This window comes from Helicobacter apodemus, assembly GCF_003097575.1.
GTDB lineage: Bacteria > Campylobacterota > Campylobacteria > Campylobacterales > Helicobacteraceae > Helicobacter_D > Helicobacter_D apodemus.
The window spans coordinates 1418992-1434392 of the sequence record NZ_CP021886.1; the positions used below are offsets into that span (position 1 = coordinate 1418992).

The 15401-nt window shown below is 35.0% G+C and carries 15 protein-coding genes and 1 tRNA gene; 11 read left to right on the plus strand and 5 right to left on the minus strand.

Going from position 1 to position 15401, the window contains the following annotated elements:
• Positions 1-138 precede the first annotated feature (138 nt).
• The 10 genes from purD to CDV25_RS07065 all read left to right on the plus strand — a co-directional run bounded on the left by purD (position 139) and on the right by CDV25_RS07065 (position 9089).
• Positions 139-1404, plus strand: a complete 1266-nt coding sequence (gene purD / locus CDV25_RS07020) for a phosphoribosylamine--glycine ligase (protein WP_108911345.1) — start codon at positions 139-141, stop codon at positions 1402-1404.
• Complete coding sequence (locus tag CDV25_RS07025; RefSeq protein WP_108911346.1) at positions 1404-1862, plus strand: RDD family protein; 459 nt, start codon at positions 1404-1406, stop codon at positions 1860-1862. The genes purD and CDV25_RS07025 overlap by 1 nt, the downstream gene beginning before the upstream one ends.
• Positions 1862-3991: an LPS-assembly protein LptD gene (locus tag CDV25_RS07030; protein ID WP_108911347.1), complete on the plus strand. Its 2130-nt coding sequence runs from the start codon at positions 1862-1864 to the stop codon at positions 3989-3991. The genes CDV25_RS07025 and CDV25_RS07030 overlap by 1 nt, the downstream gene beginning before the upstream one ends.
• Before the next feature lie 20 nt (positions 3992-4011).
• Positions 4012-4689: a phosphoribosyltransferase gene (locus CDV25_RS07035; RefSeq protein WP_108911348.1), complete on the plus strand. Its 678-nt coding sequence runs from the start codon at positions 4012-4014 to the stop codon at positions 4687-4689.
• A gap of 15 nt (positions 4690-4704) precedes the next feature.
• A complete protein-coding gene (locus CDV25_RS07040) occupies positions 4705-6909 on the plus strand; it encodes a polyribonucleotide nucleotidyltransferase (protein WP_108911349.1) in 2205 nt (734 codons plus the stop codon).
• A gap of 100 nt (positions 6910-7009) precedes the next feature.
• Entirely contained in the window at positions 7010-7354 is a 345-nt protein-coding gene (locus CDV25_RS07045) for a F0F1 ATP synthase subunit C (protein ID WP_108911350.1), read from the plus strand.
• 31 nt (positions 7355-7385) lie between these two features.
• Positions 7386-7469, plus strand: a tRNA-Leu gene (locus CDV25_RS07050).
• 163 nt (positions 7470-7632) lie between these two features.
• The gene (gene exbB / locus CDV25_RS07055) at positions 7633-8070 is read left to right on the plus strand and encodes a TonB-system energizer ExbB (RefSeq protein WP_108911351.1); all 438 of its coding nucleotides are present in this window, start codon (positions 7633-7635) and stop codon (positions 8068-8070) included.
• On the plus strand, positions 8054-8437 hold the full coding sequence (gene exbD, locus CDV25_RS07060; protein ID WP_108911352.1) for a TonB system transport protein ExbD: 384 nt from the start codon (positions 8054-8056) through the stop codon (positions 8435-8437). The genes exbB and exbD overlap by 17 nt, the downstream gene beginning before the upstream one ends.
• A complete protein-coding gene (locus tag CDV25_RS07065; RefSeq protein ID WP_239056342.1) occupies positions 8403-9089 on the plus strand; it encodes an energy transducer TonB in 687 nt (228 codons plus the stop codon). The genes exbD and CDV25_RS07065 overlap by 35 nt, the downstream gene beginning before the upstream one ends.
• On the opposite strand, the gene CDV25_RS07070 is transcribed toward CDV25_RS07065, so the two are convergent.
• Positions 9078-10019 carry a D-2-hydroxyacid dehydrogenase gene (locus CDV25_RS07070; RefSeq protein ID WP_108911353.1) on the minus strand — a complete coding sequence of 314 codons (942 nt, stop codon included), beginning with the start codon at positions 10017-10019 and terminating at the stop codon, positions 9078-9080. The two genes, CDV25_RS07065 and CDV25_RS07070, sit on opposite strands and share 12 nt — an antisense overlap.
• 51 nt (positions 10020-10070) lie before the next feature.
• On the opposite strand from CDV25_RS07070, the gene argB reads away from it, so the two are divergent.
• Positions 10071-10925, plus strand: a complete 855-nt coding sequence (gene argB, locus CDV25_RS07075; RefSeq protein ID WP_108911354.1) for an acetylglutamate kinase — start codon at positions 10071-10073, stop codon at positions 10923-10925.
• 83 nt (positions 10926-11008) lie between these two features.
• Here the strand turns inward: argB and flgE are convergent, their stop codons facing one another.
• The 4 genes from flgE to fliW all read right to left on the minus strand — a co-directional run bounded on the left by flgE (position 11009) and on the right by fliW (position 15399).
• Positions 11009-13243 carry a flagellar hook protein FlgE gene (flgE, locus tag CDV25_RS07080; protein WP_108911355.1) on the minus strand — a complete coding sequence of 745 codons (2235 nt, stop codon included), beginning with the start codon at positions 13241-13243 and terminating at the stop codon, positions 11009-11011.
• 94 nt (positions 13244-13337) lie between these two features.
• On the minus strand, positions 13338-14237 hold the full coding sequence (gene miaA / locus CDV25_RS07085) for a tRNA (adenosine(37)-N6)-dimethylallyltransferase MiaA (protein WP_108911356.1): 900 nt from the start codon (positions 14235-14237) through the stop codon (positions 13338-13340).
• Entirely contained in the window at positions 14234-14971 is a 738-nt protein-coding gene (locus tag CDV25_RS07090) for a pyrroline-5-carboxylate reductase (RefSeq protein WP_108911357.1), read from the minus strand. Before CDV25_RS07090 ends, miaA begins: the two co-directional genes overlap by 4 nt.
• Positions 14968-15399, minus strand: a complete 432-nt coding sequence (gene fliW / locus CDV25_RS07095; protein WP_108911358.1) for a flagellar assembly protein FliW — start codon at positions 15397-15399, stop codon at positions 14968-14970. The genes CDV25_RS07090 and fliW overlap by 4 nt, the downstream gene beginning before the upstream one ends.
• Positions 15400-15401: the final 2 nt, after the last annotated feature.

The window sequence follows — 15401 nt, forward strand, 5'->3', positions numbered from 1 at the left end:
GAATCTGCCGCCTAATAAGAAGCTTATGATTGGAATTTTTGCCATTTATGGGCTTACACGAATAGAACGTTCACTTGGGTTTTTAATTTTTAAAGTTTTTAGGTTAAAGATTTTAAAGATTAAAAACAAAGGTGAAATATGGAGATTGTGATTGTTGGAAGTGGTGGTAGAGAATATGCCATTGGTTTAGCATTACAAAAAGAATGCAGGATTGATGGAATCTATTTTTATCCCGGCAATGGCGCAACAGAAAAATTAGGGAAAAATATTAACTTTAAAACCGATAAAGATTTTGTAGAATTTGCAGTAAGGCAAAAAATAGGGCTTGTTGTAATAGGTCCTGAAGCTCCTTTAGTAGAAGGTTTAGCGGATAGATTAAGAGAAAATGATATTTTAGTTTTTGGTCCTAGTGCGAAGGCTGCTAGATTAGAGGGTTCTAAGGTTTATATGAAAGAATTTGCAAGAAAATATGATATTCCAACAGCAACATTTTTGCAAACACAAGACTATGCAGAAGCTTGTAGGTTTATAGAGTCTTTAAATCTTCCTGTTGTTCTTAAAGCAGATGGTTTATGTGCGGGTAAGGGCGTAATCATTGCTCAAAGTTATGCAGAGGCAAAAGCTACCGCTAAAGAGATGCTAAGTGGTAAGGCTTTTGGGGATTCTGGTCGAAAAATCGTGATTGAAGAATATTTAGAGGGTTTTGAATTATCCGTCTTTGCAATGTGTGATGGTAAGGATTTTATACTTTTGCCTGCTGCACAAGATCATAAACGACTATTAGATGGTGATAAGGGTCCTAATACTGGAGGAATGGGGGCTTATGCTCCATCTTCTTTGGCAACTCCTGCACTCCTTGAAGAAATTAAAGAGACGATTATTGATCCTACTTTAACAGGTATGGAAAGAGAGGGAAATCCCTTTAGCGGTGTTCTTTTTTGCGGTATTATGGTGGTGAAAGATAGACCTTATTTGTTGGAATTTAATGTCCGCTTTGGGGACCCAGAATGCGAAGTATTAATGCCTTTATTTAAAAGAGGGCTTTTAGATTGTTTTATGGCTTGTGCTAAGGGTGATTTGCAAAAAATTGATTATGAATTAGAGGAGAATGTTTGCGTTGGTGTGGTGGTTGCTTCTAAAGAATATCCTTATAAAAATTCCAAAAAAGAAAAAATTACTTTTTTAGATACTGCTACTCCTTTGGAAAATGCTTCTATCGTTTTTGCTGGGGTAGAAAGAGGTGGAAAGTATCTTTTAGCAAGTGGTGGAAGAGTTCTTGTATGTGTGGGTAAGGGTAGAAATGTCAAAGAAGCGGCTAAAAATGCTTATGGAATAGTGAAAACTATAAAGTTTGATGGAATGCAGTTTCGTAAAGATATTGCCCATCAGGTGTTGGAGAAATAATGAAAGTAGAGCAAATTGAAGAAATACTTGCAAGAGAGGAGCTACAAATAGCTCCCTTATGGAAACGATTTGTTGCTTTTGTAATTGATGAATTACTTATAAGTATGATAATAATTGGGATTGCTTGGGAGGCGATCTCGCAAAACTCTCAAGATATAGAAATTGTCTTAAAGATTGTATCAGATTATACATTCTCAATGCTTGGGATTGCTCTTGTTTATCATTGGCTTTTTGTCAAACTTTATGGGGCAACAATAGGCAAAATGGTAGTTAGGATTAAGGTTATTGAAGTGGCTCTTTTAGATAATCCTAGTGTTATGCAATCCTTTTTACGCTCTTTAATTAGATTATTAAGCATAATCTTGACTTATATTCCTTTTATATTCATTCTAAGTAGTAAGATTTATCAAGGTTTGCACGATAGAATTGCCAATACTATTGTTATAGAGATTAAGTAATGTTTTTGAGAAAAAGTGCTTCTTTAATTGCCCTTGCAACCCTTATAACGATGTCTAGCATTATAAATGCTAGACCTTCTATTAAGCATTTTGGTAAAAATCAAGAAGTTGTTTTTGAGTTTTTAGCCGATGATGTGGAGTATGATAAGGCACAAATTATAGGAAAAGGCAATGTCACTATTATCAATTTAGATTATTTTGTAACGGCTAATAAAGCCATTTATGATACACAAACAGGAGAAATAACGCTTATAGATAGTGTTAATGCCTATAAAGGAAATTCGCTTTATTTAAAGGCACAAAAGGTGAAGATTAAAATCCAAGAGGATTATTCTTTTTTAGAGCCTTTTTATTTGCAAGAGTTACAAAGTGGTTTATGGGTAGATTCTAAGAGTGCGGAATTTGATGGTAGTGTTTATCAGCTAGAAGATGCTACGCTTTCAGCTTGTAGTGTACATAACCCTATTTGGAAGATTCAAGCCTCACAAGGGGAATATGATGCTAATAAAGAGTGGTTAAAAGTGTGGCACCCTCGTTTGTGCGTGTATGATATACCTATTTTGTATTTTCCTTATTTATCTTTTTCAGCGGGTTACCAAAGGAAAAGCGGTTTGCTCTATCCAATAGTTGGGAATTCTCGTAATGATGGTTTGATTTACTCACAGCCCATCTTTGTTGCTCCAAATAATTGGTGGGATATGACTTTCTCTCCACAGATTAGGACGAAAAGAGGTGTAGGATTTTATGATGAAATTCGGGTGGTTGATGATAAAAATCAGATTTTTTGGTTAAATTTTGGAATTTTTAGAAATACGGATAGTTATCAAAATACTTATAATTTAGAAAATCAAGAACATTATGGAGTGCAGTTTGAATATTCACGCAAAGACTTATTGACAAAATCGCATAATTATTTCCGTGAAGATGGTTTATATGCAGATATTTCTCAAATTTCTGATATTGATTATTTTAAAACTCAAACAGAGAGGGTAAGGGAGAGGGCAGATTTACAAGGTAGTTTGCTTACTTCGCGTTTAAATTATTTTTTAAAAAGCGATAATGATTATATAGGGCTTTATGGTAGATATTATTCTGATTTAGAAAAAACAAGCAATGCAGAAACTCTGCAGACATTGCCAGAGATTCAATATCACCGACAAATAGATAGTATTTTAGTGGATAATTTTTATTATTCCTTTGATTATGGTGTGAAAAATTATACAAGGCCCATAGGTTATCGTGCGATTCAACAAGAAGCGAGATTGCCTTTTATTTATACGCAAAGTTTATTTGATGATTATATAAATGTTTCTGTATCGCCAGTATTTTATGGAACAATGGTAAATTATAGTAATACTTCTAGTTTGCATTTAGAAAATGGAAGATATTTTAGCCATCATTATGTTTTTAGTGGGGATATGGATTTGGTAAAAAAATATACTAATTTTGGGCATACTCTAAACTTGGGCTTGCAATATACATTGCCTGGAGCTGATAATAAAAAGGGAAGCTTTACGGATTTTTTTGAATTGCCCGGAGATAGACAGGAGTTTTTATTAAGTGGCTCTCAATATTTTTATGATTTAGAGAATGTTTTATTATTATCCCATAGAATTAGTCAGGCTTTTTATTTTGAGGGTGCTAATCAACGCGTAGGGGAACTTCAAAATGAAGTCCAGTATTTTTATAATCATCGTTGGAGATTTTTAAGTAGTATTTTTTATTCCCATTCAAGAGGTAAAATATCTGAGGCTACCCATCAAGTTGAGTATAAAGAGGATTTTTTAACAGGAACATTTAGCCATTTTATTCGTGAGCAATTTGCTAGAAATGATATTGTAAAAGGGAGATTTGGAGAGGCAAATTATATTAATGCAGGATTTAAAAAAGAATTTGAAAATTTTAATTTATATGCTAATGTTGGTTATGATTATAAAGAAAATTATTTCAAGACTTGGCAAATTGGTATTGATACAGAAATTCGGTGTTTTGCCTTTGGGATTAAATATGTCAATACAATCAATCCTGTGCTAACCACTAGAGGGGCTGAAGCAAGAAATGATAAGCATGTTCTTTTAACGGTTAAGTTTATACCGCTTTTAAGTAGTGATGTAAAGATTGGTAATTAAGAAGGGGTAAGGATTTGGATTTGTTAGGGAACTCACAGCATTCTCCAAGACGTAAGATCTTTTTTGAGAATCGTGAAGATGCTTTAGCGAAGTTGTTAAATAATTTACCTCTAAATTTTTTTCTTAAAGAAGATTGCGTAGTAGTAGGAATTTCATTTGCGGGAGTTTATTTTGCTCACAAATTAGCACAAACCATAAAGGCCCCTTTGGCTGTTCTTTTTACTGCTTCTATTTATGCTCCTAATAATCCAGAATGTGAAATTGCTATGGCAACAGAAACTAAAGATGTTGTTATTAATGATTCTTTAGTAGAATCTTTTGGGATTAGTTTGGATTATGTTTATGGTGAAGTAGAGAGGCAATATGACGATAAAATGTTGCCTCTAATTTATCAGCATCGTAAAGGGAATCCTCTGATGTCTTTTAAAGATAAACATGTTTTATTGGTTGATGAAGGTATTGATAGTGGCATTACTGCTTTTGCGTCAATTAAATCTATGGTTACCCTGCAAGCTAAAACAATTTATTGTGCAACACCTGTAGCTCCTTTAGAAGTTGCTAAAGCCATTGAAGAGACAATAGATGGTGTTTTTTGTCTTTATAAATTAAAAGATTTTGTAGATGTTGGGTATTATTATAGGGATTATACAGAAATACCTGTATCTATTATTGAGGAAATTTTTACCCAAATACAATAGCCTTAAGGAGAAATAATGCAAGCGGTGAATCTATCATTTTTAAATCAGCAAGAAAAATACACTTTTGATACTTTTGCACAATCAACAAGCGGAAGCGTATATTATCAACAAGGCAATAATGTCCTTTTAGCTACCATTGCTATTGATACTGATGAGATTGTAGAAGAGGATTTCTTGCCTTTAACTGTGCAATACATAGAAAAAGCTTATGCCGCAGGAAAGTTTCCGGGTGGTTATGTAAAAAGAGAGGCTAAACCTGGTGATTTTGAAACCCTAAGTGCTAGAATAGTAGATAGAAGTTTGCGTCCGCTTTTTCCTAAAGATTATTGTTACCCTACACAAATTACGATTTTAGTCTTAAGTGTAGAGTCTGATGCGGATTTACAAATTTTAGCTTTAAATGCTGCAAGTGCGGCACTTTTTGTTTCAGAAATACCCATTAGTATTCCTGTTAGTGCTGTGCGTATAGGTAGGATTGATGAAAAGTTTATTGTTAATCCTAGTGCCAAAGAATTAGAGCGAAGCACTTTAGATTTATTGGTTAGTGGGGCTAATGAAGATTTATTGATGATTGAAATGCGTAGTTTTGGAGGTATTCAAGCCAAAGAAAATTCTAATCCTCTTAATCTCACTAATACATTTTTAGAAAATGAATTGGCTTATTTTAGTGCGAATGAAGTTGATGAAGAAACAATTTTAGAAGCTTTAAGGTTAGCACAAGAGATGATAGTGCAAAAAAATAAGCTTATTATTCAGCATTTTTCTCCTTTTCTAAAAGCAGCTATCAGTTTAAAAGAGGGTAGAAAAAATTTTGTATGCGATAAAATAGAATCTTATATTAGGCAAAACCATTTAGAAGAATTAAAGGCAGTAATTTATTTGCTTAGTAAAACAGAACTTAATAGTAAGCTTAATGCTTTTGTAAAGAAAATATTGCAAGAGTGGAGGGAGAAAAACCCACAAGATATAGAATATTTACAAGAAAGAGCCTTAGAGACAACTTTGAGGATTAAAAAAGAAATTGTGCGAACTATGATATTAAAAGAGAAAAAAAGAGCGGATGGGAGGAGGCTTGATGAAATCCGCCCTATTAGTATCCAAACTAATATTTTGCCTAATGCACACTCTAGTGCACTTTTTACAAGGGGGCAAACCCAAGCTTTGGTTGTAGCAACTTTAGGTGGAGAAATGGATGCACAAAGTTATGAGTTATTAACCGATAAATGTTCCTCTAAAGAGAGGTTTATGGTGCATTATAATTTTCCTCCTTTTTGTGTTGGGGAGGCAAGTAGTGTATCAGCACCTGGAAGACGAGAGTTGGGGCATGGAAATTTAGCAAAAAGAGCCTTAGAATCTAGTCTTATAGAGGGAAGATTCAAGACTATTCGTCTTGTTTCTGAAATTTTAGAATCTAATGGTTCTTCTTCTATGGCAACGGTTTGTGGAGGTTCTTTAGCTCTTGTAGCAGCGGGTGTAGAATGCACTAGTTTAATTGCAGGAGTGGCTATGGGATTAGTTTGTGAGGGGGAAGAGTATGCAGTTTTAACAGATATTATGGGCTTAGAAGATCATGATGGTGATATGGATTTTAAAATAGCGGGTTCAAAAAATGGTATTACAGCTATGCAAATGGATATTAAATTAGCGGGATTAAATATAGAAATCTTAAAAGCAGTATTATTCCAAGCCAAAGAGGCAAGAATGCGTATTTTAGAAATTATGGAAGAGGCTAAAAGCAACATTGTTTTAAATGAATCCGTGTTGCCAGCTTTAGAGGTTTTTTCTATCCATCCAAGCAAAATCGTTGAGGTTATAGGACAAGGAGGAAAAACCATTAAGGAGATTATTGAGAAATTTGAAGTTGCTATTGATTTAAATCGCGATAATGGGGAAGTGAGTTTAAGTGGGAAAAATAAACAAAAAGTTTATGATGCTAAAGAATATATTTTAGGAATTGTCAATAAAGAAAAAGAAGAGAGATTTAATCCTTGGGAAGTTTATAAGGTAGGAGATGTTTATACAGGGAAGATAAAAAAAATCGTGGAGTTTGGGGTATTTGTTGAGTTACCGCAAGGGTATGATGGATTATTGCATATTTCAAGAGTTGTGAATAAGGGTGAGGGGAAAATTTCTGATTATGTAAAAATTGATGAGGAGATAAAAGTAGAAGTTTTATCAGTGAATAAAAATAAGGTAGAGCTTGATTGGATAAGGGGATAATTTTTATTAAAGTTTTAGTAAAAATACTATAATATGTGTGCTTACAAAGCAATAAGTAGGGGATAGATCCGAACAGGCTTTGAAATATTAAGGAGAAAATATGAAAAAGTTACTTTTGGCTTTCTTTGCATTAGCAAGTGTTGTGTTTGCCGCTGATGGTGAAACATTATTATCTTATTCTGTAGAGGGCGAAACCTTATTGTCTTATTCTGCCATTGCTGCAGGTATTGGTTTGGGTATTGCTGCATTAGGTGGTGCGATTGGTATGGGAAACACAGCTGCTGCTACAATCTCTGGTATGGCTAGAAATCCGGGAATTGGCGGTAAATTAATGACAACAATGTTTATTGCTTTAGCAATGATTGAGGCACAAGTTATTTATACACTTGTTATAGCACTTATTTTACTCTATGCAAACCCGTTTTTGGCAATTTTAGGTTTGTAGGATTCAAGGAATCCTTGAATCTATCACTCTTGCGCTGGTGGTGGAATGGTAGACACACCATCTTGAGGGGGTGGCGGGGAGACCCGTGCGAGTTCAAGTCTCGCCCAGCGCACCATATCTTTTCTTTTATCTTTCTTTGTTAAATATTATTTATAAAATTTTATACATTTTCACATAAGCTTTAAATTTTTATAAACAATAATAAAAGTGTTTCTTATTATTAAATAATTATGCTATAATCGTCAAAATATTTTATAAAAATAAGGATTATTAGTAAAATGGAATTTTTGAAAGAAAGCGTCGATTACGCAATTTTTGGAATTTTAGGAATTATGGGGTTTATCGCACTTTGGCTTAGTATTGAGAGGGTTATATTTTTTGCAAAGATTGAATTTGAAGAATACCCTACTTTAGAATCTTTTGAAGATTCTATTACTAAGCATTTAACAACACTTTATATTATTTACTCTAATGCACCTTATGTAGGTTTATTAGGGACAGTTATAGGGATTATGATTACCTTTTATGATATGGGATTAAGTGGGAATATTGATACCAAAGGAATTATGACAGGTTTATCTTTAGCACTAAAGGCAACTGCATTGGGGCTTGCTGTGGCTATTCCAACATTAATTGTTTATAATGCCTTTTACCGAAAGGTTACACTTCTTAGTAATCTTTATAAAACAAGGAATAGCGATGTTAAAGATTCCTAAAAATGAATCCTTAAATATTGTCCCTTTTATTGATATTATGCTAGTTTTATTAGCAATTGTTTTAAGTGTTTCTACTTTTATTGCTCAAGGAAAGATACCTATTGATTTGCCGCAGAGTTCTAATTCTATACCTAATCAAGACGAAAAAAAGATTCAAATCCTTATTGATAAGGAGAATAAACTTTATTTAGAGGATACTTTGGTGGATTTAGAAACCCTTAAAAACGAGTTAGTAAATCTTAACCCTAAAACTTTAGTAGAATTAAGGAGTGATAAGGATGCTAAATTTGATACTTTTGTCCAAATTATTGATATTTTAAAAGGAAAGGCTCATGAAAATTTCAGTATTGTTACACAACAACAATAGAATATTACATTCTTTTCTCCTAGCAAGTGGAATCTATGGACTCCTTGCTTTTAGTATTTTTTATGTGAGGGAAAATTTTATACTCAAAGATGTGGGTTTGCAGAATCAAAGTATTGCTATTTCCTTAAATCAATTTATTCCTAATACTCCACAAATGCAACCTCAAGCCCCAATGCCTCCACTTAAACCTATAGATAAGATTAAGCCTTTACCTAAGAAAGCTAAACCAAAGCATCATCGTAAGGAGGCTAAAATGGTTCAGCCAATTCCTAAAGAAGTTGTAGAGCCACAGATTCAAAAGGTTGCCACTAATCCTAATCCAACCCTTACAAATGCTGCACCTACTACACCCCAGATGCTAACTTTTGGTAAAAATAATGATCCCCTTTTACTGGCTATTAAACAGGCTATTGATAAGAATCTTCATTATCCAAGAAAGGCTAGAATGATGAGGGTGGAGGGTATTGTTACCCTAGAATTTACTTTGCTTGCAAGTGGGGGAGTTCAAAATGTCAGGATTATAAATTCTTCAGGAAACCCTATTTTAGATAAATCGGCTTTAAGAACTATTTTTGATTCGCAAGAGAGTTTTCCGCTGGTGCAAAATAATATGATTATCCAAATCCCTATTCAATATCACTTAAAGAGCTAAAAACTCTTTAATGTTTTTGACTATCCCTTCAATTAATGCTTCTTTGCTTTGCTCATACCCCCAAGCATTGTGAGGGGTAAGTAATAGTTGATGGGCAATGCTTTTATCTAATAAGGGGTTATTTTCTTGCATAGGTTCTTTAGTAAATACATCAAGCCCTACATAGAATCTTTGTTGCTTTAGCACTTGTGCTAAATCTTCTTCATTGACAATCCCGCCTCTTCCGATATTGATTAAAATACTATTTTCTTGCAGGAGTGAGAGATTTTTTGCGTGCAGTAGATTTTGTGTCGTTGGGTTTAAAGGTGCGTGGATAGAGACTACAAAGCTTGTTCTTAAAAGCTCTTCTAAGGGTAAGGATGGGTAGTCTGTATTGTTATTTTTGCCACTTGTTGAGTAATAGCACACCCTAGCACCAAAAGCTGATGCTAATCTAGCAACCTCTTTTCCAATAGAGCCTAGTCCAATGATTCCCCAGTTTTTGCCATTTAAAAGCTCCAGAGGTAAAGAAAGATTTGTAAAAAGAGGGTTGTTAGCATATTCTTTGCTCTTTACATAAGAATCATAAAAGGGTAATTTGGCACAAAGCCCTAATGCTAACATTAAAGTATGTTGTGCCACACTCTGAGTAGAATATCCCGCAACATTTTTCACAGCTATACCCAATGCTTTTGCGGCTTCTAAATCTACATTATTGGTTCCTGTTGCGGTAATACAAATAAGTTTTAAATCTTGCTTGAGGGCTTCTAAAATCTCTTTATTTAAAACTACTTTATTACTAAGGATGATATTAGCTCCTTTAGAGCGTTGCAGGGTTTCTTCGGGTTTGGTCGTGGGATAGGCAGTGTAAGCTCCAAAAGATTCAAGTTTTGATTGGATATTACTCTCCCCTAAACTTAAAGCATCTAAAAATACGATTTTGTTTTGCATTGGCTATCCTTTTGGTATAATTTGGACTATTTTACTACAAAAAGGAAAAAAATGCGTAATCATTCTAGAATCGTTTCTGTTTTGCTTGATTCGCTTCCCTATATTAGGCTTTTTAGGGGTTCTAAGATTGTGATTAAGTATGGGGGTGCTGCACAAATTAACCCCCATTTAAAAGAGCAATTTGCTATTGATATTGTTTTGCTTTATATGTTGGGGATTAAACCTATTATTATCCACGGTGGAGGAAAAAGGATTAATGAATTATTAGAAATGCTGCAAATTAAAAGTGAGTTTATTAATGGGCTTAGGGTAACGAGTATAGATGCTTTAAAGATTGTTGAAATGGTGCTTAGTGGTGAAATTAATAAAGAAATTACGGCTTTTTTAAATTTTAATGGTGCAAATGCCATTGGTATTAGTGGAAAAGATGCTTCTTTGTTACAGGCTAGAGAAAAAGATAATGGGAAATATGGTTACACAGGAGAGATTACAGAAGTTAGGGCAGAAGTGATTGATAATCTCTTAGAGCAAAATCTTATTCCTGTGATTGCTCCTATTGCTAGTGGCGAGGAATCAGGACATCCGGGGTTTAATGTGAATGCAGATAGTGCGGCAAGCTCTATAGCAATTGCAACCAAAGCTAAAAGAGCTATTTTTTTAACAGATACTAGAGGGGTTTTAGGGGAGGATAAAGAAATTTTAGAGAGTTTGAAACTCCAAGATGCTCAAGAATTAATTACAAAGGGTGTGATTGTTGGAGGTATGATACCTAAGGTGGAGGCATGTTTGGAATGTGTAAAGCAAGGTGTAGAAAAGGCACATATTATTGATGGCAGAGTTCCACATTCGCTTTTATTAGAGCTTTTTACCTCTGCTGGAATAGGAAGCCAGTTTATAGCAGAGTAGAAAATTTTTAGATTTATTTTAGGGATATTAAGCCTTTAATATAAGAGCATTTAAGGGAGATAATTTAGAAGTATCTCTTAGGATTATTGTTTTAATCCTAAGAGAGTGTTGAGAATCTGATCGGCTGTAGTAACAGATTTAGAGTTTGCTTGGAAACCTCTTTGCACGACAATAAGTTGCGTTAATCCTCTACTAAGGTCTGTATTACTCATCTCTAATTTAGAAGCTTCTACAGCTGCCCTACCTCCTGTTCCAGCTGTTCCTATGGTAGCTCGTCCAGAATTTGGACTTTCTGAATAGAGGTTGCTCCCTGATTCTTGCAAACCTTCATAATTTGCAAATGTTGCAATAGCTACTTGGGCTAAAGCGAGATTGCGTCCATTGTTAAAAATGCCTATCATTGTGCCCGTTTTATCAAAGTAGAACTCTTTAAATTGTCCTGATGGATAGCCATCTCCATTAACATTTGTAGCCGCAGACTCTGAACCTGTGCTTGTAAGCCCAGAGTGTCCTCCTGCTGTCCCAAAATCTAAATTAATATTTTGCGGAAAAGCCGCTCCATTGTTAGGTTTAAATTGGATAGTAGAGGGGTTAAACCCTAGTAATTCGCCTTGATCCCCAAAGGTTACACTACCCCCTTCTAAGATATTCGGTCTTTGTGCACTAGCCCCAAGTAATTCGGCAGGTTCTGGAACGGTAACTTTCCAACTCCATTCTTTATCCCTAACTTTGGTGAAGTCTATGGTTAAATTGTGTTTATTCCCAAGGCTATCATAAATGGCAATCGTTGAAGCAAACTTAGCCATTCTTAAGCCACCAGAGGTTGTAACATTTCCTCCTTCTACTAATACCCCTGTATTTAAGGCTTTCATTTGATTTTTGAAAAGAACATTCGTAGTTGTCAACGTATCATTATAAGCAGAGACAAATATGTTAAGGTTATCATATGCAGGTTGGGTTAAACCAGTTCCTATACCTATTGCATTGGCACTTGCATTAAAACCATCTTGTTTATTTTCAATCGCAAATTGCCCACTATTATTGAGTATTACTTTAACGCTAAAAGTTGATTGCACAAAAGTTCTATTAGCAGCGGCAGCCGCTGCTGCAGCGGAATCTCCCCCAAATTGTTTCACCTTGTTTGCATCTTGTTGTAACAAGGCTCTTAGATCTTCTGTCGTGCGGAAATTTCCAGAGGCAGAATCCGCGTCTGTTTGTTGAGTGTAGGTGTATCTAAAGGCAGTAGTTACAGCAATAGTAGAGCTATCGGTAAAAGCTGTTCCACCTGTGATTTTAGCCCTTATATTTTTTTTGCTTACATCGCCATCAATTTGGTTGGTATTTTGCAAGATAAGTTGTCCGCTTCTAATAAGGGCTTCTACCCCAGTCTTATCTTTTTGGTTATTAATGGCTACTTGTGCAGTCAGTAAATTTGAAGATCTAGAAGTTTGTGGATTATTTGTCCAAGTAATATTGACTTCATTAATGGTAATAGTAGTAGAACCCACATAAGCACTATCAATTCTTAGGGGTTGTGAAGTAGCGGTTTGATAGCTTACCCATATGCCTTGACTTTCTTGTAGGCGCATTGCTTCTCCCGCATCATTAAACATAACTCCCATATCTTGTTCAACTTCAAGTTGTCTATCTTTCGTATCATAAATTCTATCTAAACTGCCGGCTAAGTAGTTATTGGTCGCTGTGCTATCTAGTGAGCTTGGGAGGGTAGTATGCTCTGTTTTTACCCCACTTGTTAAATTAATAGCTCCTGTAAGATTTCTAGTCGCTTTTGCTGGGATAGTAAGGCGAGGGTCAATGGTGATGTTTCCAGTGGGTCTAGTAGAATCGACAGTTCCTGCACCCGATGAATTAGATGAGCTAATTTCCCCTAAATCTCTAAGCCAACCTTGAACTATGTATCCACTTGTTGTTACAAGGTTTCCCACCGCATCAAAGGAAAATCCTCCATCTCTTGTATAAAGATGAGATATACCTCCATTTCCACTTACTACAAACATACCATTTCCTGTTAGTGCTAAGTCTGCCTTTCTGTTAGTGTTTTGTAAAGATCCTTGTGAGAAAACTTTTGTTGTGGTTTCTATCCCTGTTCCAAGTCCTACAGAATAATCATTAACACCACCAAAACCTGCATAGGGAACCGTCGCACCGCGTTGAGTTTGGACAATCATAGTAGAGAAATCTGCACGGGAGTATTTAAAGCCATTTGTATTGACATTGGCAATATTGTTAGATTCGACATCTAATGCAACTTGATGAGCCTGCATACCGCCGACTCCTGACCATAGAGATCGTAACATTTGCAATCCTTTCTATAAAAAGTATTTTGTGGTGAGTAAAGCAAATAGTATTCCAACTTTGTAGTGTGCTTAAAGGCGATAGATTATGTAGGGGTTAAGAGAAATTTTTAGATAAAAGAATTTGTGAAATCTCTTGAGTGCTGCCACAAAAATGTTCTTGAAATTGTGTTTTATTAAAGGTTTTTTGCCGTTTTGCTAGTTGTAAAGTATGGGTTGTAATGAGTGATTGTAAATGCTCTTTTAGAATCACTCCTTTTAAAAATTGTCCTACTTCTTTAATCCCTATACTTTTAGCCCATTGGTGGGTATTTCCAAAGTCATTTAAGAGGGTTGTTGCTTCCTCTATAAGACCTTTTTGTAGCATAAGATGTGTTCTTTTTGTAATGTTTTCTTTAAGTTCTTCTTTGCATAAGAGTATTTCATAAATTTCGCAATTCTTTAAAAGGGGTATTGGAGGATTTTGTTGAAAATATTGTGTAGGGGTTAAAGAGGTGCCAAAATAAATCTCTAGGGCTTTATTGGTGCGGTAGGCGTCATTGGGATGGATTTTTGTCGTCTTATCTATAGAGTTTAGATACATAAAGCGGGATTCTTGTGTTGGGAATCCCTTGATTTTTTCTTGTATTGTTATTTTTTGCTCTTGGGTGAGTTTGGGGAATGTTGAGAGACCCTCTAAGAGCATTTTTAAATAAAAACTTGTTCCACCAACAATTAAGAGGTTTTTTTGATAGTTTTTTGCATAGGCTTTAGCCCTTTGGTATTCTTGAATAAAAATTTGTGCATTATGTGCTTCTTTTGGGTGTAAAACATCTATGCCAAAATGGGGTATTTCTCCTCTTTGCTCTTTAGAGGGTTTTGCAGAGGCGATATTGATTTGTTGGTAAATGCTTAAAGAATCTAAAGAAAGTATAATGGCATTTAATCTATTTGCAAGATTTAAAGATAGGTCGGTTTTGCCAGAGCCACTTGCTCCTAAAATGGCAATTTCTCTCAAGCAAAATTCTTAGAAGCTAAAATGGCTTCAAAAAAGGCATTCCTTAGAGCATTTTTTTCTAGACTTGCTATTCCTTGAGCAGTAGAGCCTCCAGGACTCATTACGCTTTCTTTTAAAAGTGTGGGATGTTGGGCTTGAAGCAGTGTTCCAAAGCCATCAAATAATGTTTTAACTATTTTAGTGGCTTGCTCTCTAGTTAGTCCATTAGTTACTCCAGAATCTATCATAGATTCTGCAATAAGGGCTAGAAAAGCTGGGGAGCAACCACTAAGAGCTGTTGCTATTGGGAATAATGTTTCTTCAAGCCAAATGCAGCTCCCAATGGCATTGAAAATTTCAAAGGCTTCGTTTTTGTAAGATTTATCACCGCATAAACTTGTAATAGATTTACCAACACTAGCACAAACATTAGGCATTGCACGGATATATTGTTGTGATTTTATGGTTTTTTGTAGGGCTTCTAAGGGGGTGGCATTTAGTATGGAGTAAAGACATTTTGCTTCTCCTAGGAATTGAAAGCTATGAAGTGCACAAGGCTTTATACAGAGTAAGACTTCTTGGTTATCTATTTCAATCTCTTGGGGAGTATGCTTGGGGGTTGCTTGGATTGGTAGGCAGAAGTCTTCAATCTTTTTAGAATCTCTGCCACACACCTGTATTTGAAACTTTCCTTTTAAGCCCTCGCAAATGGCTTTTGCCATTTTTCCATAGCCTATAACAAGGAGTGTTTTCATATCTTAGCATTAAAATCAAAAAACTTTGAGATAGGTTCTGATAAGCCAAAATTTTCATATCTAAAACTCTCTAAAATGACTTGAGCCATAGTGAGGTTTTCAAAGTTAAACAATAAGGGTGCTAGGAAATTTACCGTAGATTCTTCAATAGGTTCTCTAATGCAGACAATGTTTAGTATCGCAAGTTTGGTATTTGCTGGGTCTATATTGGTTTTTCCTGGTAATTCTAAAAGTGCTTTAATGGGAGAGGGAATTTCAAATTGATAATCTGTTCGCATTGTGTAAGGATTAACTAAAGTAAAAGAAATCCCATCATCTCCGCAACTTTTTAGTTGCATAAAAGTTTCATCATCTTTTGCAATTTTTTCTAATGTCATTTTTTGGATATGCTCAAATCCTAAGATTGGAGATTTTACTAGAAATTCCATAC